Source organism: Chromatium okenii, assembly GCF_002958735.1.
GTDB classification, from domain to species: Bacteria; Pseudomonadota; Gammaproteobacteria; order Chromatiales; family Chromatiaceae; genus Chromatium; species Chromatium okenii_A.
Window position 1 is genome coordinate 372,515 of record NZ_PPGH01000035.1, and the last position, 16,934, is coordinate 389,448.

General features: G+C 50.8%; 22 protein-coding genes and 1 pseudogene. All 23 read left to right on the forward strand.

Going from position 1 to position 16,934, the window contains the following annotated elements:
* Position 1: 1 nt before the first annotated feature.
* Positions 2-3,259: a cadherin repeat domain-containing protein gene (locus tag CXB77_RS09985; RefSeq protein WP_172452626.1), complete on the forward strand. Its 3,258-nt coding sequence runs from the start codon at positions 2-4 to the stop codon at positions 3,257-3,259.
* A 94-nt stretch (positions 3,260-3,353) separates the two neighbouring features.
* Positions 3,354-4,649, forward strand: a complete 1,296-nt coding sequence (locus CXB77_RS09990) for an Ig-like domain-containing protein (protein WP_105073764.1) — start codon at positions 3,354-3,356, stop codon at positions 4,647-4,649.
* A gap of 59 nt (positions 4,650-4,708) precedes the next feature.
* Positions 4,709-5,287, forward strand: coding sequence for an Ig-like domain-containing protein (locus CXB77_RS09995; RefSeq protein WP_277949397.1), 579 nt, complete (start codon positions 4,709-4,711; stop codon positions 5,285-5,287).
* Between the two features lie 53 nt (positions 5,288-5,340).
* A pseudogene (locus CXB77_RS10000) lies at positions 5,341-5,997 on the forward strand (Ig-like domain-containing protein); the annotation flags it as partial.
* A gap of 91 nt (positions 5,998-6,088) precedes the next feature.
* Positions 6,089-8,872, forward strand: coding sequence for a beta strand repeat-containing protein (locus CXB77_RS10005; RefSeq protein ID WP_105073767.1), 2,784 nt, complete (start codon positions 6,089-6,091; stop codon positions 8,870-8,872).
* On the forward strand, positions 8,832-9,515 hold the full coding sequence (locus CXB77_RS10010; protein ID WP_105073768.1) for a hypothetical protein: 684 nt from the start codon (positions 8,832-8,834) through the stop codon (positions 9,513-9,515). The genes CXB77_RS10005 and CXB77_RS10010 overlap by 41 nt, the downstream gene beginning before the upstream one ends.
* Positions 9,443-10,360, forward strand: coding sequence for a hypothetical protein (locus CXB77_RS10015; RefSeq protein WP_146108786.1), 918 nt, complete (start codon positions 9,443-9,445; stop codon positions 10,358-10,360). The genes CXB77_RS10010 and CXB77_RS10015 overlap by 73 nt, the downstream gene beginning before the upstream one ends.
* A gap of 127 nt (positions 10,361-10,487) precedes the next feature.
* Positions 10,488-10,772, forward strand: a complete 285-nt coding sequence (locus CXB77_RS10020) for a hypothetical protein (protein WP_105073770.1) — start codon at positions 10,488-10,490, stop codon at positions 10,770-10,772.
* Positions 10,773-10,933: 161 nt separating this feature from the next.
* The gene (locus tag CXB77_RS10025; RefSeq protein ID WP_105073771.1) at positions 10,934-11,218 is read left to right on the forward strand and encodes a virulence factor; all 285 of its coding nucleotides are present in this window, start codon (positions 10,934-10,936) and stop codon (positions 11,216-11,218) included.
* A gap of 139 nt (positions 11,219-11,357) precedes the next feature.
* Positions 11,358-11,585, forward strand: coding sequence for a hypothetical protein (locus tag CXB77_RS10030; RefSeq protein WP_105073772.1), 228 nt, complete (start codon positions 11,358-11,360; stop codon positions 11,583-11,585).
* Positions 11,582-11,806 (forward strand): hypothetical protein, encoded by a 225-nt coding sequence (locus CXB77_RS10035; RefSeq protein ID WP_105073773.1) that lies wholly within the window; start codon positions 11,582-11,584, stop codon positions 11,804-11,806. The genes CXB77_RS10030 and CXB77_RS10035 overlap by 4 nt, the downstream gene beginning before the upstream one ends.
* 162 nt (positions 11,807-11,968) lie before the next feature.
* Positions 11,969-12,502: a hypothetical protein gene (locus CXB77_RS10040; protein ID WP_105073774.1), complete on the forward strand. Its 534-nt coding sequence runs from the start codon at positions 11,969-11,971 to the stop codon at positions 12,500-12,502.
* A gap of 491 nt (positions 12,503-12,993) precedes the next feature.
* On the forward strand, positions 12,994-13,128 hold the full coding sequence (locus CXB77_RS20325; RefSeq protein ID WP_197711036.1) for a BrnT family toxin: 135 nt from the start codon (positions 12,994-12,996) through the stop codon (positions 13,126-13,128).
* Between the two features lie 9 nt (positions 13,129-13,137).
* Positions 13,138-13,269 (forward strand): BrnT family toxin, encoded by a 132-nt coding sequence (locus tag CXB77_RS23795; RefSeq protein WP_347338117.1) that lies wholly within the window; start codon positions 13,138-13,140, stop codon positions 13,267-13,269.
* The gene (locus CXB77_RS10050) at positions 13,253-13,486 is read left to right on the forward strand and encodes a BrnA antitoxin family protein (protein ID WP_105073775.1); all 234 of its coding nucleotides are present in this window, start codon (positions 13,253-13,255) and stop codon (positions 13,484-13,486) included. Before CXB77_RS23795 ends, CXB77_RS10050 begins: the two co-directional genes overlap by 17 nt.
* 176 nt (positions 13,487-13,662) lie before the next feature.
* A complete protein-coding gene (locus CXB77_RS10055) occupies positions 13,663-14,001 on the forward strand; it encodes a type II toxin-antitoxin system RelE/ParE family toxin (protein ID WP_105073776.1) in 339 nt (112 codons plus the stop codon).
* The gene (locus CXB77_RS10060) at positions 13,998-14,189 is read left to right on the forward strand and encodes a hypothetical protein (RefSeq protein ID WP_105073777.1); all 192 of its coding nucleotides are present in this window, start codon (positions 13,998-14,000) and stop codon (positions 14,187-14,189) included. The genes CXB77_RS10055 and CXB77_RS10060 overlap by 4 nt, the downstream gene beginning before the upstream one ends.
* A 122-nt stretch (positions 14,190-14,311) precedes the next feature.
* Entirely contained in the window at positions 14,312-14,572 is a 261-nt protein-coding gene (locus CXB77_RS10065; protein ID WP_197711051.1) for a hypothetical protein, read from the forward strand.
* Positions 14,569-14,784, forward strand: a complete 216-nt coding sequence (locus CXB77_RS10070) for a DUF2283 domain-containing protein (protein ID WP_105073778.1) — start codon at positions 14,569-14,571, stop codon at positions 14,782-14,784. The genes CXB77_RS10065 and CXB77_RS10070 overlap by 4 nt, the downstream gene beginning before the upstream one ends.
* Before the next feature lie 342 nt (positions 14,785-15,126).
* Entirely contained in the window at positions 15,127-15,492 is a 366-nt protein-coding gene (locus tag CXB77_RS10075; RefSeq protein WP_105073779.1) for an endonuclease domain-containing protein, read from the forward strand.
* A gap of 204 nt (positions 15,493-15,696) precedes the next feature.
* Entirely contained in the window at positions 15,697-15,927 is a 231-nt protein-coding gene (locus CXB77_RS10080) for a DUF4160 domain-containing protein (protein ID WP_105073780.1), read from the forward strand.
* Positions 15,908-16,147, forward strand: a complete 240-nt coding sequence (locus CXB77_RS10085) for a DUF2442 domain-containing protein (RefSeq protein WP_105073781.1) — start codon at positions 15,908-15,910, stop codon at positions 16,145-16,147. Before CXB77_RS10080 ends, CXB77_RS10085 begins: the two co-directional genes overlap by 20 nt.
* A 144-nt stretch (positions 16,148-16,291) precedes the next feature.
* Complete coding sequence (locus CXB77_RS10090; RefSeq protein ID WP_105073782.1) at positions 16,292-16,834, forward strand: hypothetical protein; 543 nt, start codon at positions 16,292-16,294, stop codon at positions 16,832-16,834.
* The last annotated feature ends 100 nt before the right edge of the window (positions 16,835-16,934 follow it).

The following is a 16,934-nucleotide window of genomic DNA, read 5'->3' on the forward strand; positions in this document are numbered from 1 at the left end:
AGTGACTGAGCCAGTTGAGCCACCAAACCAAGCGCCAATTGTCGATGCAGGTAGCTTCACCGTTGCAACTGACGGCACCGAAGTAGGCGCGGTCACGGCAACTGATCCAGAAGGGACTGCTGTTACTTACGCAATCACCGACGGCAATGATGCTGACGGCAATGGCGTTGATGCGTTTGTAATCGATACTGAAACCGGTGCGTTGACGGTCAACGATCCAGCAGAGTTGGTTGCTGGTGAAACCATTACGCTGACGATTGAAGCGACTGATGAAGCCGGTCAAGTTGGCACTGGTACGGTCACGGTTGCTGTCACTGAGCCAGTTGAGCCACCAAACGAAGCGCCAGTTGTCGATGCAGGTAGCTTCACCGTTGCAACTGACGGCACCGAAGTAGGCGCGGTCACAGCAACTGATCCAGAAGGGACTGCTGTTACCTATGCAATCACTGACGGCAATGATGCTGACGGCAATGGCGTTGATGCGTTTGTAATCGATACTGAAACCGGTGCGTTGACGGTCAACGATCCAGCAGAGTTGGTTGCTGGTGAAACCATTACGCTGACGATTGAAGCGACTGATGAAGCCGGTCAAGTTGGCACTGGTACGGTCACGGTTGCTGTCACTGAGCCAGTTGAGCCACCAAACGAAGCGCCAATTGTCGATGCAGGTAGCTTCACCGTTGCAACTGACGGCACCGAAGTAGGCGCGGTCACGGCAACTGATCCAGAAGGGACTGCTGTTACTTACGCGATCACCGACGGCAATGATGCTGACGGCAATGGCATTGATGCGTTTGTAATCGATACTGAAACCGGTGCGTTGACGGTCAACGATCCAGCAGAGTTGGTTGCTGGTGAAACCATTACGCTGACGATTGAAGCGACTGATGAAGCCGGTCAAGTTGGCACTGGTACGGTCACGGTTGCTGTCACTGAGCCAGTTGAGCCACCAAACGAAGCGCCAGTTGTCGATGCAGGTAGCTTCACCGTTGCAACTGACGGCACCGAAGTGGGCGCGGTCACGGCAACTGATCCAGAAGGGACTGCTGTTACCTATGCAATCACTGACGGCAATGATGCTGACGGCAATGGCGTTGATGCGTTTGTAATCGATACTGAAACCGGTGCGTTGACGGTCAACGATCCAGCAGAGTTGGTTGCTGGTGAAACCATTACGCTGACGATTGAAGCGACTGATGAAGCCGGTCAAGTTGGCACTGGTACGGTCACGGTTGCTGTCACTGAGCCAGTTGAGCCACCAAACGAAGCGCCAGTTGTCGATGCAGGTAGCTTCACCGTTGCAACTGACGGCACCGAAGTAGGCGCGGTCACAGCAACTGATCCAGAAGGGACTGCTGTTACCTATGCAATCACTGACGGCAATGATGCTGACGGCAATGGCGTTGATGCGTTTGTAATCGATACTGAAACCGGTGCGTTGACGGTCAACGATCCAGCAGAGTTGGTTGCTGGTGAAACCATCACGCTGACCGTTGAAGCGACGGATGCTGACGGAATCGTTGGCACGGGTACGGTGACGGTTGAAGTGACTGAGCCAGTTGAGCCACCAAACCAAGCGCCAGTTGTCGATGCAGGTAGCTTCACCGTTGCAACTGACGGCATCGAAGTGGGCGCGATCACGGCAACTGATCCAGAAGGGACTGCTGTTACTTACGCGATCACCGACGGCAATGATGCTGACGGCAATGGCATTGATGCGTTTGTAATCGATACTGAAACCGGTGCGTTGACGGTCAACGATCCAGCAGAGTTGGTTGCTGGTGAAACCATCACGCTGACCGTTGAAGCAACTGATGCTGACGGAATCGTTGGCACGGGTACGGTGACGGTTGAAGTGACTGAGCCAGTTGAGCCACCAAACCAAGCGCCAGTTGTCGATGCAGGTAGCTTCACCGTTGCAACTGACGGCATCGAAGTGGGCGCGATCACGGCAACTGATCCAGAAGGGACTGCTGTTACTTACGCGATCACCGACGGCAATGATGCTGACGGCAATGGCATTGATGCGTTTGTAATCGATACTGAAACCGGTGCGTTGACGGTCAACGATCCAGCAGAGTTGGTTGCTGGTGAAACCATTACGCTGACGATTGAAGCGACTGATGAAGCCGGTCAAGTTGGCACTGGTACGGTCACGGTTGCTGTCACTGAGCCAGTTGAGCCACCAAACCAAGCGCCAGTTGTCGATGCAGGTAGCTTCACCGTTGCAACTGACGGCACCGAAGTAGGCGCGGTCACGGCAACTGATCCAGAAGGGACTGCTGTTACTTACGCGATCACCGACGGCAATGATGCTGACGGCAATGGCATTGATGCGTTTGTAATCGATACTGAAACCGGTGCGTTGACGGTCAACGATCCAGCAGAGTTGGTTGCTGGTGAAACCATCACGCTGACCGTTGAAGCGACGGATGCTGACGGAATCGTTGGCACGGGTACGGTGACGGTTGAAGTGACTGAGCCAGTTGAGCCACCAAACCAAGCGCCAGTCATTACCAGCGCAGCGGCAGTCAACGCGGCAGAAAATCAAACTGCGGTAACAGCGATTATTGCAACAGATGCTGATACTGACGACACGCTGACTTACACGTTGAGTGGCGGCGCTGACATGGCGTTGTTTGCCATCGATACGACTGGCGCGTTGACATTCGTAACTGCACCAGACTTTGAAACACCGGCATCTGCTGCTGGCGACAACAACTATCTGGTGACGGTAGCGGTGTCGGATAGCGTCAATGCTGCGGTCACGCAAGAAGTGACTGTCAAGGTGACGGATGTTAACGACACACTTCCCGCCAGTCCCACCACTCCGCCAGCAGTTCCTGCTGACACCGCAGCCAACGAAAACATCGATGGCACCCAAGGTAGTGTTTTCAGTGACGCCGTTGCGCTCACCACTGTTGGCATGGATCGCTTTATCATCGAGTTCAACAGCAATTCGATGGTTGTGGAGAATGCAAATATCAGCATCACCGGTTTCGACGCCAACGACCGCCTGTTCTTTGACGATGCGGCCGAAACTACGCTCACCTCTGTTACTGCGCTCGATGCTTTGAGTCTGTATAACTTCGGTGACAATGGCACTGATTTGACGATCAGTGCAGGTATCGGCGACGTACAACAATCAATCACCCTCGTTGGAATTACTGCAACAGGTGCGACTGGTGTTGGCACTTCAATCGACAGCTTTGCCGAGTTGAATACCTTTATGGGACAAACCGTGGTTGAGGTTGGCTGATTGATTTAGCTTGCGGCGAGGGATCGCCGCACCCATGTTCGTCATAGCACACTAGAAATCCTTTTCAACACTTTAGTTCTGGGAGATTTTCCACATGGCAATCGCAGCTTCTCAATCCGCAACTGGTGGCGTACTCGGTCTGATTTCCAATGACACTACCAACATGTTAATCGGCACAAGTGGCGTCGATCAGTTTTCCTATGAAGGCACTGGTAATCTGACCATTAAGGATGTTAGTACTGGCGACTCCCTTGCTATCGAAGGTTCCGCTACCGCTGCAACATTCAAGGTCACTGCTAGCACCGTTACCGTTACTGTTGGTACTCAAACTTTTACCTTGAACGGTTTAAATGACGGCACTTCCAACACGCTGATCTTTAACGATGATGTTAAGGTCACTCTGACTCGCAGTGGTGACGTCTACGCCGCTACAGCCACTGGTGGTACGGCGCTTACTCTCACTGGTGTCGCTCAAACCGTCACAATTCCTGATACCCTCAAGCCGACGGCCACCGTCGTATTGGCTGATCCTGCGCTGATCGCAGGCGAGACCACGACGCTGACCGTGACCTTTAGCGAAAAGCCAACTGGCTTTGATGCAGCTGTCGATTTGACGGTTGACAACGGCGCTCTGTCCGCTGGAGCGTTCGATGCTACCGGTCTGATTTACACGGCAATCTTCACGCCAACCGCTAACATCGCAGATACCACCAACGTGGTCACGCTGGGTATTGGCTGGACGGATGCAGCCTTAAATGCACCGGCTGCTGTTGCTACCTCGGCTAATTACACCGTCGATACGGTCGTCGATATCATTAAGCCGACGGCCACAGTGGCATTAGTTGATTCTGCGCTGATCGCAGGCGAGACCACGCCACTGACCGTGACCTTTAGCGAAAAGCCAACTGGCTTTGATGCAGCTGTCGATTTGACGGTTGACAACGGCGCTCTGTCCGCTGGAACGTTCGATGCTACTGGTCTGATTTACACGGCAATCTTCACGCCAACCGCTAACATCGCAGATACCACCAACATGGTCACGCTGGGTACTGGCTGGACGGATGCAGCCTTAAATGCACCGGCTGCTGTTGCTACCTCGGCTAATTACACCGTTGATACGGTCGTCGATATCATTAAGCCAACGGCCACAGTGGCATTAGTTGATCCTGCGCTGACAGTGGGCGAGACCACGACGCTGACCGTAACCTTTAGCGAAAAGCCAACTGGCTTTGATGCAGCTGTCGATTTGACGGTTGACAACGGCGCTCTGTCCGCTGGAGCGTTCGATGCTACCGGTCTGATTTACACGGCAATCTTCACGCCAACCGCTAACATCGCAGATACCACCAACATGGTCACGCTGGTACTGGCTGGACGGATGCAGCCTTAAATGCACCGGCTGCTGTTGCTACCTCGGCTAATTACACCGTCGATACGGTCGTTGATATCATTAAGCCGACGGCCACTGTCGTATTGGCTGATTCTGCGCTGATCGCAGGCGAGACCACGCCACTGACCGTGACCTTTAGCGAAAAGCCAACTGGCTTTGATGCAGCTGTCGATTTGACGGTTGACAACGGCGCTCTGTCCGCTGGAACGTTCGATGCTACTGGTCTGATTTACACGGCAATCTTCACGCCAACCGCTAACATCGCAGATACCACCAACATGGTCACGCTGGGTACTGGCTGGACGGATGCAGCCTTAAATGCACCGGCTGCTGTTGCTACCTCGGCTAATTACACCGTCGATACGGTCGTCGATATCATTAAGCCGACGGCCACTGTCGTATTGGCTGATTCTGCGCTGATCGCAGGCGAGACCACGACGCTGACCGTGACCTTTAGCGAAAAGCCAACTGGCTTTGATGCAGCTGTCGATTTGACGGTTGAAAACGGCACTCTGGCTGTTGGAACGTTCGATGCTACCGGTCTGATTTACACGGCAATCTTCACACCAACCGCTAACATCGCAGATACCACCAACATGGTCACGCTGGGGGTACTGGCTGGACGGATGCAGCCTTAAATGCACCGGCTGCTGTTGCTACCTCGGCTAATTACACCGTCGATACCGCCGCGCCGACCTTGACCACCAGCTCCCCAGCAGATGGCGCGCTCGCCGTTGCGGTTGGCGATAGTCTGACGTTGACTTTCAGTGAATCGGTTAAAGCAGGCGCTGGCAACATCACCATCACCGGCGGCGCTACTCCTATCGTCATTCCAGTGACGGATGCGACGGTTTCTGTCGCTGATAAAGTGGTCACGATCAACCCCACTGCTGATTTGGCGGCTGGCACCAGTTACAGCGTGCAGATCGCATCCGGCGCGATTGAAGACACAGCTGGCAATGATTACGCAGGTATCGCTGCGGCCGATATCACCACGCTGAATTTCACGACTGCGGGAATGAAGGCGGTTGAAGTAAAAACCCTGAATACCGAAGCCACCGCTTTTGACGCGGCAGTAGGTGCCTTTAGTTTTGTGGTGAGTCCTGGGAACTACGATTACTACATCAAGGGCTTTACCGCTGATGACCAGCTTGATTTCCCTGTTGGTAATGAAGCGTCAGTCAACAACACCAATTTCAAAGATAACGCGGTTAATCTGACATGGTCATCTGCCGGAAATACGGTCACGATTCATTTAACCGGTTTGGCGACTGGCTTGGACGCACAATTGAATTTTGTGTCTGATTTCAACCTTGATGCCACCTTTGGTAGCGAAACGATTATCTAAATGTGGTGATGCAGTAATAACCCCATGGCTGCCGCCGTTCTGGCGGCAGCCAAACAAGCCGATTTGATTGTTAATCCTCTGGAGAATTTTCATGGCAAAAATCTATCTTGAAACAACTGACACCACATTTACCCTGAGTAATGCGGCGACCGTGTATGGCGCCGCTGGTGATCAAAAAGTGATCGTTAATGAGGGTGTCACCGGTGTGACCTTCGATCAGCTCGTGGAGCGCGTTGATCTGCCGGGTTCTTTCGCCTCGTTCAAATATCAACAGGCCGGTAATGGGTTGCAAGTGTATTCGGGGACGACGCTGCTTGCGACGATTCCGTTGCAGGCCGATGGCACTCAGATCGTGACCTCGGGTGGAAGTGTGATGGCATCGTTGGCCGCTGGAGTGATGACTCTCGGCGGTTCAACCGTGAGCGATGCCGCAGCGGGTGCAGTAACGCCTTTAGCAGCAGCCATCACTACGGCAGTCACCACCGGCTCGACCTTTGTGCCAGTGCCGACGTTTAGCATCAGTACAGCAACTTCCACTTCCGCATTTGAAGGCACCAGCGCAACGTACACCGTGCTGCTCAATACACCGCAGGCAACCGCCAGCACCGTGAAGTTGGTGGCAACGCCAAGCACCGGCGCAGTCGCAGCCGATTTGGGCACGATGACCGTGACTGGCGCGACGCTGGCTGCCGATGGCACCTTGACCTTTGCCCCCGGCGCAGTCGCTGCGACGGTAACACTGCCAATCGGTTTCGATAGCCTCACCGAAACCGGCGAGAGCGTGACGCTGGCGTTGTCAAATCCCAGCACCGGTATGGCACTCGGCGCCAGCAGTGTCACCACGACGCTGACTGACCCGGCGCCACCTACATTTAAATTGACCTCAAATGCAGTTGCCGGTACGCCAACGCAGGAAGGCAATACGATCAATTTCACCGTGACACCGTCGGGTGTGGTGGTGAGTCCGACGACGATGACGATCAACGTCGTGGGTAACGACTCAAGCCCTTTGACAAATGCAACGGCGCCTGATTTCAATCCCAGTTCGACCACTGTGACTTTCGCTGCCGGTGAAACCGCTCCGAAAACAGTGAGCATTACGGTTGCTACCGATACGATGTCGGAAGGGTTAGAGGACTACGCCGCAACTCTCTACGACGGCTCCTTTCTTCCAATAACGGGTGCCGTCGTCACCGGCACGATTAACGATCCAGTCCCGGCGTTGACCTTGGCAGCAGATAAAACCGCAGTCGATGAAGGCGGCAGTGTGGTCTATACCGTGACTTCGACGCTGGCTGCACCCACCGTTGGCATCACTGTGCCGTACACGTTGGCGGGTTCAGCAGTAGCGGGAACGGATCACACCGGCACAGCAACCGGCACGATCACCATCGCCGCAGGTTCTAAAACCGGCTCGGTAACGGTGAACACCATCGCCGATAACGCGACTGATGGCACCGATACGCTGATCATGACTCTGGGCACGCCGTCCAATGGCACGATCACCACCGGCTCGGCGACGACGACCATCGCTGACACCAGTTTGAGTCTCGGCGCAGCCGAAATCGCGTTGTCGGGTGCGGCAAGCGTCGATGAAGGCGGCGATCTGGTTTATACGGTGACACGCGGTTCGGCAGTGGCAACGGGTTCAACCTTGACCATTCCTTACACGTTGACCGGTAACGCTGCCAACGGCACGGATTACACCGGCAGCGCCCCGACCGGCAATTTTGTGATGGCAGCAGGCACCAGTTCCGCTTCGGTGACGCTGAAAGTGACCGCCGATAGCCTGACGGAAGCCACCGCTGAAAACATCATTATGACGTTGGGCGCTCTGCCCACTGGCACTACCGCTGCTGCTGGGCGTGGCGCTCCGATTACCACGTCGATTATTGACACCAGTCTCACGGTGGTTGGTGACACCGGAACGCTGACTTTGTCGGCAACTGATACTGCAACCAACAAGACGATTGTCAACGGTGTGTTGGATACCGTTGCTCCGGCGACCAATCGCACTTGGCATGTTTCCGATACCATTTCTGGTACTGCGGCTGCATCCGATGCGCTGAATGCGCTCGTGCTGGGTAACACTGCTAACATCACAGTTGACTCCTATGCCGGTCTGACTACCACGCTGATTGAGAATTTCAATTTCCGCTACATCGATAACAACGATAGTGCTACTGCTACCGGTGCGACGATTGATGCGACGACTTTAAACGGCGCAACGAAGTTGGCAGTCAAAAGCAGCACGGTCAACGGAACGACGAACAGCGATACCTTCACCATTAACGGCGCAGTGGCGACGGCGGCGTTGGAAGTTGCCGACAATTCCAGTTTGTTGAATGTGAAGTTTGATAACGCGGGCACGGTATCAACCGCAGATTCCATGAAGTTGATCACCAGCGGTGGCAGCACCGGCATCGTGACGCTTGATGACGCGGTGAACAATGGTTTTGTGACGGTCAATGTGACCACCGAAACCGCTGCGTCAACGCTGAAAGGTTTGGATGCTGGCAGTTCGTTGACAACGTTGAATGTGAGCGGCAATCAGGGTCTGACGATCATCAATCCGCTGCCAACTACGCTGACGACGCTCAACGCAGGTGCGAATTCGGGCGCAGTGAATTTGACGACGGCTTCCAGCACGTTGACCGCTACCGGCGGCACCGGCACGACGGATGTGTTGACGCTGAACACGATTCCAACCGGTACGATTTCCGGCTTTGAAACGGTGGTTGCCGGTGCGAAAGATTCGGCGCTCAGTCTGGCAACTGTGACCGGTGCGACTAAATTGGGCGTGGCGACTGGCTTGACCAGTGCGGCGTTTACCAATGCGCGCGGCAACGACCAATACCATCGGTCTGTCTGGTAACTATCAGCCCAATGGTGCGGCGCTCACCACCAGCACGAGTTTGACCACCGGCAAGCTTGCTTATACGCCAGTGAGTTTGGCAACGGTGGCGACGGATACGTTGACGATTGCGGTGGATAACGGCGGTACGGCGAACACAGGCACTTACACGGCTGGCGCGATCACGGCAACTAACGTGGAAAGCCTGACGCTGACTACTGCTGACTGGACGGCGGTAACGTTGGGCGGAATCACCCAGACGGTTGCCACAACTGCGGCAGCGAGTATGACCGCTTCCGGTGCCTCGAACTTGACCTTGGGCACGATTTTAGACGTTGCCAGCCTGAGCGATACCACCGGCGTTGATACTTACAACTTCGGCGGTGTGGCTGGTACGTTGTCGGCGACAATCGCTGCGAATGGCAGTGTGAGTGTGACCGGTGCGGCTGGCATAGACACGATTACCGCCAGTGCCGATATGACCCGTAGCACCAGTGCCAGAACCCAGACCTATAACTTGGCAATGGCGATGACAGCATCACCTTCCAGTCGGGAAATACTGGGCTGGGCGCTAATGTCGCCAATAAGTTGGTGCTCAATGGCGAGGCGGGTAACGATAAATTCAGCTATGCCACCACGACTACCAACGCCAATATCGATCTAGTAACGATTGCGGGCGGAGCGGGAACCGACACGCTGTATATTTCGGGCGGAGCGGTGTTTGGTCTGACGGCGACGGTTTCTGGTGTGGAGGCGATCACTTTCGCTAACACGATTGCGGGGGCAACCACTCTCGCTTGGACGGGCGGTTCGACTGACATCGTTACCATTACCGAACTAAACACTGACGCGGAAATGTTAACCATCACGACAGTCGCCGGTTCGGGTGTACTCAACACGAGCAACTGGTCGTGGTTGGGTTGGGCAGCGGGAGATAAGCTCTCGCTGACTGGCGACACCGGAAACGATGTGCTGACCGGTACGATTGGTTTGGATACGATCACTGGCGGCGCTGGGAACGATGCGATTAACGTTGGTGCTACGGATGGCGTCAGTGATCGTGTTGTGTTCTCGGCACCTGCAAGTAATGGCTCAGACACTATAACCAACTTTAACGCGGTTACTGGTGCTACTGGTGACATTCTGTATAGCCGTGACTTTACTTTTGTTGCAGGTACGGCGGCAGATACAGCACTTAATGCGGCAAATACAGCTGCGTGCGATAATGTTAGTGAGTTTGCTGATAACGTTGTTGCTGTAAATGCAACTGAGGGTGTCACGGCTGTCACTTGGCAGGCAGCGGCTAATACTGGTAATATTGATACGACGTTATTCTCACGTCTTTTGGTCTTGGATATTGGTGCTACTGCAAACATCTATTACGTCGAAAACACGACGGTTGCAGACGATAACAGTGTTTCAATAACGCTGCTGGGAACATTCTCGGATATTGGAACTATCACTGGTGGCATTACATTCGTGGCAGCCAACTTCGACTTTATTGCTTAATCCCACGCTGTCGGTTGGGTTGCGCTTGCGGCGTGACCTGAAAGCAGTAGATTAAACCCTGCTCCGCTATTGATGGCGGAGTGGGGTTTTCTTTTAATTAGGATTCAATAAAATAGGACAAGCACCAATGGATACGCAAATAATTTACTCTTATCCTCTGCATTGCCTGCGAATTGCAAGAGTTGAGGCTTACTATAAAACCGTTTCGGGTGAGATCATTGGTCTTGATGCAGATTTCATTGATGCCATCGAATCCCAGCAGCCTTATGTGCTGGTTGAATTCATGCCAAATTATGATCCCGCAAGAGTTAAAGTTTCGGAAGACGGTCAAGATTGGCGACGTTATGAATCCCGTGATCCAATAAAACATGGAACTTATGACGCTCTCAGATTGCGACAAATTGATGATTAGGGTTGCCGCTGTTGGCAACCCAACTTCTCACCCACCGCTTCAACCTGACTGAATGAAAATGCCCGCTGCTTGATTTTGAATTGGGCGGCGGGTTTTATTGGGGTTGCTCGGTAAAAAACAAGTTGTACTTAAATCCTGAATATCTTAAGAAGGAACATGCAATGTACGCAATTAGCTTTGATTTAGACACTAACCAGTTACAACAACAATATCCGAATCCATCTTGGCAAAATGCATACTACGATATTAAAAAAATGTTGCTATCACTGGGTTTTCAATGGCAGCAAGGAAGTATGTATTTTGGCGACACCACCATGAATGCTGTGACTTGTGTACTAGCAGTGCAGAAACTCAGTCAAACTTACCCATGGTTTAAAGTATGTGTCCGTGATATACGCATGTTGCGTATTGAAGAATTCAATGATCTATCACCAGTATTATTATAACCGCGTCGGTTGGGTTGCCGACGTTTGGCGACCCAACTTCTCACCCACCGCTTCAACCTGAATGAATGAAAATGCCCGCTTGATGTTGAATTGGGCGGCGGGTTTTTTGTTAGGTGTGGGATTGTGGTAAAATTATCCAATGATAAAAATAATTGGCGACATCGTTGGCGTTGAGATAATTGCCGAAAATCACAGTATTCGAGAATTGGTACAATTGCGTGAACGGTATGGTTATGGTCAATGGAAAAAGAAAAAAGGGATTGCATTACTCGAATGCACTGATGGCAGCACCGCCTATGCTGAATTGCATTGGTATGAAGCGCATGGGATTGGTCGCGTTAAAATAAAACTAAAGAGGTGGCTATGAAATTCGTGGTGTGTTTCCAGAAAGAGGAGTTAGGCGACATCACTGGCGATGATCTAACACTGGGTCGTTGTTACGAAGTGATTGATGAACCTGATGCACATGGCATGTTGCGTGTGATTGATGATTCAGGCGAAGATTATTTATATCCAACTGCATTATTTGCGCCGGTAGACATGGCACCAGCCATTGCCGTTCGCTTACATACGGCATTAGCGGCGTAGGTTGGGTTGCCGCTGTTTGGCGACCTGACTTCTCACCCACCGCTTCAACCTGACTGAATGAAAATGCCCGCCGCTTGATTTTGAATTGAGCGGCGGGTTTTTTGTGGGTGGAGTGGTTTATAATTAAGTCACAGCAATTGCCACCAACTGGAGTGATCCACTATGTCAGTGACTTATGAAGAAATTCTCGGTCTATTTCGGGAAGTTGCCGAAGCGCAGAAAGAAACTGAGCGCAAGTTTCAGGACACTGATCGCAAACTGAATCAGCTTGAAAAACTGTTTACCAGTCAATGGGGCAAATTGATGGAATCGCTGATTGAAGGCGATTTAGTTGCTTTGCTACGCGATCGCGGCATTCTCATTGCGGATACCACGATGCGGCTCAAAGGTAAATGTCCAGACGGCGGCAATTACGAATTCGACATCATTGCGCACAATGGCGCTGAAGTGGTTGTGGTCGAAGTGAAAACGACATTAAGACCGCAGGATGTTAAAAATTTTATTGAGCGTCTCAATCAATTAAAAGGTTGGATTCCGCGTTATGCCCAAAATCAGATTTATGGTGCAATGGCATGGCTCACTGCGGATGCGGGCGCTGAACAAATGCTCGAAAAGCGTGGCTTATTTAGTATTCGTGCGACGGGCAATTCCGCATCAATTCAAAACCCAACTGAGTTTATTCCACATCAATGGTAAATAGCAGCGTAGGTTGGGTTGCCGCTGTTGGCAACCCAACTTCTCACCCACCGATTCAACCTGACTGAATGAAAATGCCCGTTGCTTGATTGAAAAATCGGGCGGCGGGTTTTTTGTGAGCCCCCCTTTGGAAAAGGGGGGTTGGGGGGATTTAATCAAAAACGGGGTAAGTAACAGCTTGCAATAATCTATACATATCTACATAAATCTATACTTATGGAAAAATTAGGTGAAAGTGTGTTACGCTTTGACCAAGAAAGTGAAAGGGTCAAACCGTCGAGCGAAAACCAAGCTCAAGATTGTAAAACTTCATTTTCGTATCGAAAGACATGGTCTGGACACGTTACAGCCTGACCTTAAATGCACACCAGAGCAAAGTTAGACCATAGTTTCATCATGGCTTTTGCGTTGATGGTGTGAATATATCAAAGCAAGATTTGTACGCTTTTGTATAGATTTTGTTAGATATTTAGTAGCGGTTATCATTTGGTATGGAAATCGAATTTGATCCTGAAAAAGCCGCCGCGAATCCTATCAACCATGAAGGAGTGACGTTTGAAGAAGCAAGTCAAGCATTATTTGATCCGTATGCTCTGACTCGTGAAGATAGTGATACCGAACAATAGCAGCGATTTATCACACTCGGCATGGGTGCCAAATCGCGTATTTTGGTCGTTGTGTGGACATTACGCGGCGAGCGTATTCGCTTGATTTCGGCGTGGAAAGCCAATCAACCCCAACGGAGGCGCTATGAGCAACAATTCTGATCCTCTCTTTGTACGCTATGCCGAGATGGATTTTGCCGATGCACAACCCGTCGCGGCAGTGCCTGCATTAGCACAGTTACAAGCGGAAACGGTTGGCAAAACCTGTGTGACTTTGCTATTAGAAAATGAGGTATTGGCTTCTCTCAAATTGCGTGCCGAAATAAATGGATGCCATTATCAAACGCTGATCAATGAAATACTGATACGCGCTGCGTAGGTTGGATTGCCGCTGTTGGCAACCCAACTTCTCACCCACCGCTTCAACCTGACTGAATGAAAATACCCGCCGCTTGATTGAAAAATCGGGCGGCGGGTTTTTTGTGGGTGGAGGAATTGGGTTTATACTCATCGCAACAATCTTGTGTCTGTCCGTAAATTGCCTACACTGAAACAATGAAAGCAGTTTTTATTGAACTACCCGCTTTTTCCCGTTACCGGAGCGACTATTTGGATGATGAGGGATTTCGTAGCTTACAGCGGGCTATGATGAAAAAACCCGAAGCCGGAGACGTGATCGAAGGAACAGGTGGTCTGCGCAAACTGCGGCATGGCGATGCACGTCGAGGCAAAGGCAAACGTGGTGGTTTGCGTATCATCTATTATTGGTGGGATGGCAGATCACAATTCTGGCTGTTCACGCTATATGACAAAAACGACATGCAGGACTTGACTGCTGACGAAAAAAAAGCACTCAAAAGTATGTTGAACGCGGAACTGGAGATGCGACGATGAATAAGCGAAACCTGTTTACAGAAATTGTTGAAGGCTTTGAGGCGTTAGTGAATATGCGCAACGGTCAGCAAACGCTGCGCACACACGAGATGGAAATCACACTGTCAGATATGACTGCCAACGAACCATGTCAAGCGGATTGCAACCGTCTGTCCACCCAACAGCCAGCTCATCCGACTGTGAGATAAGCAGCTTCGGTTGGGTTGCCACTGTTTGGCGACCTGACTGGGTGAGATGAGAATGAAAATGCCCGCCGCTTGATTGAAAAATCGGGCGGCGGGTTTATTTTAATGGGAGGAACAACTATTTAATGCGCGATGAATATGATGTTAACGACTGTCAAATGACTGACTACTTTCGCAACGATGTTTTAATTAAACGTCCTTATATTCAATTGCATTGGTGTCTCGCCGAAATTCAAATGCCGATACGATGTGAAATACAAGCAGACGATGGGCGTATTCGCTACTGGTGGTTTGTCCCTGAATTACAACGTTATTTACGCGTGGTCACGCTTGCGGATGGTGTGACGTTGCATAATGCTTTTCCTGATAGGAGATTTAAGCCATGAGACTTGCTTATGATCCAAACACCGATTCTCTTTATATTCATCTGTGTGAACGAACCGCAGTTGATTCTGACGAAGTGACGGATGGCGTGGTGCTTGATTTTGATGCAGATAGCAATTTAGTTGGCATTGATGTGCAACACGCGAGTCAAAAAGCTGATTTAAGTTGTTTAATGGTGAATCACAGTCCATTTGAACAGTTAAAAGCCGCGTAGGTTGGGTTGCCGCTGTTGGGCGACCTGACTGGGTGAGATGAGAATGAAACTGCCCGCCGCTTGATTGGAGAATTGGGCGGCGGGTTTTTTGTGAGCCCCCCTTTGGAAAAGGGGGGTTGGGGGGATTTAATCAAATAGGGCGGTTAAGTGAATTAATCTAAAGATGTTTTAATGCAGCGTTGGTTGTTTGGCAATACAACTGCCTTATCTCATCAATCCCCCCAACCCCCCTTTTCCAAAGGGGGGCTATTTTGAGTATTTTAATAGAGCGCGGAGTGAAAGACTGGAAAGCCCCCCCTTTTCCAAAGGGGGGTTGGGGGGATTTGCAATAGGGCTTTTTCAATGCTACCTTATCGTAAAGAAAATAAGCTATTAGCACGAGAATTGCGCAATCATGCCACTGAAGCTGAACGTCTATTATGGGAACGGTTACGGCGTAAACAGATATTAAATGCGCCTTTTTACCGGCAAAAAACATTAGCCAATTTCATTGTTGATTTTTACTGTGCTGCGGCGCAATTAGTGATTGAACTTGATGGTTCACAACACTACGCACCCAATGCGCTGGTTTATGATGTCGAGCGAACGCGGATTTTAGAAGCAATGGGATTGCTGGTTTTGCGCTTTGATAATCGACAGGTCATGCAGGAATTAGATGCGGTGGTACAGATTATTGCGGATGCTGTGCGGGTACGTCTTATTTCATAACATCCCAACCGCCTTATCTCATAAATCCCCCAACCCCCCTTTTTCAAAGGGGGGCTAAAAGCAGCATCGGTTGCGCTGCGAGGCGTGACCCGTTGATTGAATGAAAATGCCCGCTGCTTGATTGGAGAATTGGTCGGCGGGTTTTTTGTGGGTGGAGGAATTGGGTTTATACTCAGTCAAGGTTATTGAGTGAGCAGATAAGCAATGCCAACACTATTAAATCAAAATGGGTTTAAATTTATTTTCTATGCCAATGAACATCCGCCACACCATGTTCATGTTTTAAAAGGCGATACATGGGCTAAAATTGAAATGCGTACCGCACAAGTGATCACCTCAACGCTTAAACCAAAAGATGAGAAAATGGCGGTGGCATTGGTCAAACAACATCAGCACACATTTCTGGAGGTTTGGAATGACTGGTTTAGCCGGTAAAGCGGTTCGCTTTGACAACCAACATCTTCATGTTGAACTCGCTGACGGACGCATTATTTCAACACCGTTGTGTTGGTATCCGGAGCTTGAACAAACATCAATTAAAACACTCAATCGGTATCGTTTTATTTGCAATGCCACTGGAATTGAATGGGACGAACTAGATTATCATCTCAGCATTGAAGCTATGCTGCAGATTTCAGTAGAACAGGCGGCGTAGGTTAGCTTGCCGCTGTTTGGCGACCTGACTGGGTGAGATGAGAATGAAAATGCCCGCCGCTTGATTGAAAAATCGGGCGGCGGGTTTTTTGTGGGTGGAGTGGTTTATACTCATCGCAACAATCACTAACCGGAGTGAACCACCATGTCCAATCCGAATCCTACTTTAGATGATGTTTGGCGCTTATTTGCCGAAACCGATCGCAAGTTTCAGGAAACTGACCGCAAGTTTCAGGACACCGACCGCAAACTGAATCAGCTTGAAAAACTGTTTACCAGTCAATGGGGCAAATTGATGGAATCGCTGATTGAAGGCGATTTAGTGGTCTTATTGCGGGATCGCGGTATTCTCATTGCCGATACCACGATGCGACTCAAAGGTAAATGTCCAGACGGCGGCAATTACGAATTCGACATCATTGCGCACAATGGCGCTGAAGTGGTTGTGGTCGAAGTGAAAACGACATTAAGACCGCAGGATGTTAAAAATTTTATTGAGCGTCTCAATCAATTAAAAGGTTGGATTCCGCGTTATGCCCATAATCAGATTTATGGTGCAATGGCATGGCTCACTGCGGATGCGGGCGCTGAACAAATGCTCGAAAAGCGGGGCTTATTTAGTATTCGTGCGACTGGCAACTCCGCATCAATTCAAAATCCAACCGAGTTTATTCCACATCAATGGTAAATAGCAGCAAAGGTTGGGTTACCGCTGTTGGCAACCCAACTTCTCACCCACCGCTTCAACCTGACTGAATGAAAATGCCCGCTGCTTGATTGGAGAATTG

Bases quoted from the DNA above. Each gene is read 5' to 3' on its own strand.
- CXB77_RS10060 (WP_105073777.1), top strand. From the start codon at position 13,998: ATGAATAAGCGAAACCTGTTTACAGAAATTGTTGAAGGCTTTGAGGCG.
- CXB77_RS10030 (WP_105073772.1), top strand. From the start codon at position 11,358: ATGATAAAAATAATTGGCGACATCGTTGGCGTTGAGATAATTGCCGAA.
- CXB77_RS10050 (WP_105073775.1), top strand. From the start codon at position 13,253: ATGAGCAACAATTCTGATCCTCTCTTTGTACGCTATGCCGAGATGGAT.
- CXB77_RS10080 (WP_105073780.1), top strand. From the start codon at position 15,697: ATGCCAACACTATTAAATCAAAATGGGTTTAAATTTATTTTCTATGCC.
- CXB77_RS10020 (WP_105073770.1), top strand. From the start codon at position 10,488: ATGGATACGCAAATAATTTACTCTTATCCTCTGCATTGCCTGCGAATT.
- CXB77_RS10070 (WP_105073778.1), top strand. From the start codon at position 14,569: ATGAGACTTGCTTATGATCCAAACACCGATTCTCTTTATATTCATCTG.
- CXB77_RS10040 (WP_105073774.1), top strand. From the start codon at position 11,969: ATGTCAGTGACTTATGAAGAAATTCTCGGTCTATTTCGGGAAGTTGCC.
- CXB77_RS10075 (WP_105073779.1), top strand. From the start codon at position 15,127: ATGCTACCTTATCGTAAAGAAAATAAGCTATTAGCACGAGAATTGCGC.
- CXB77_RS10065 (WP_197711051.1), top strand. From the start codon at position 14,312: ATGCGCGATGAATATGATGTTAACGACTGTCAAATGACTGACTACTTT.
- CXB77_RS10055 (WP_105073776.1), top strand. From the start codon at position 13,663: ATGAAAGCAGTTTTTATTGAACTACCCGCTTTTTCCCGTTACCGGAGC.
- CXB77_RS10010 (WP_105073768.1), top strand. From the start codon at position 8,832: ATGCGCGCGGCAACGACCAATACCATCGGTCTGTCTGGTAACTATCAG.
- CXB77_RS20325 (WP_197711036.1), top strand. From the start codon at position 12,994: ATGGAAATCGAATTTGATCCTGAAAAAGCCGCCGCGAATCCTATCAAC.
- CXB77_RS10025 (WP_105073771.1), top strand. From the start codon at position 10,934: ATGTACGCAATTAGCTTTGATTTAGACACTAACCAGTTACAACAACAA.
- CXB77_RS10090 (WP_105073782.1), top strand. From the start codon at position 16,292: ATGTCCAATCCGAATCCTACTTTAGATGATGTTTGGCGCTTATTTGCC.
- CXB77_RS10005 (WP_105073767.1), top strand. From the start codon at position 6,089: ATGGCAAAAATCTATCTTGAAACAACTGACACCACATTTACCCTGAGT.
- CXB77_RS10035 (WP_105073773.1), top strand. From the start codon at position 11,582: ATGAAATTCGTGGTGTGTTTCCAGAAAGAGGAGTTAGGCGACATCACT.
- CXB77_RS09990 (WP_105073764.1), top strand. From the start codon at position 3,354: ATGGCAATCGCAGCTTCTCAATCCGCAACTGGTGGCGTACTCGGTCTG.
- CXB77_RS10085 (WP_105073781.1), top strand. From the start codon at position 15,908: ATGACTGGTTTAGCCGGTAAAGCGGTTCGCTTTGACAACCAACATCTT.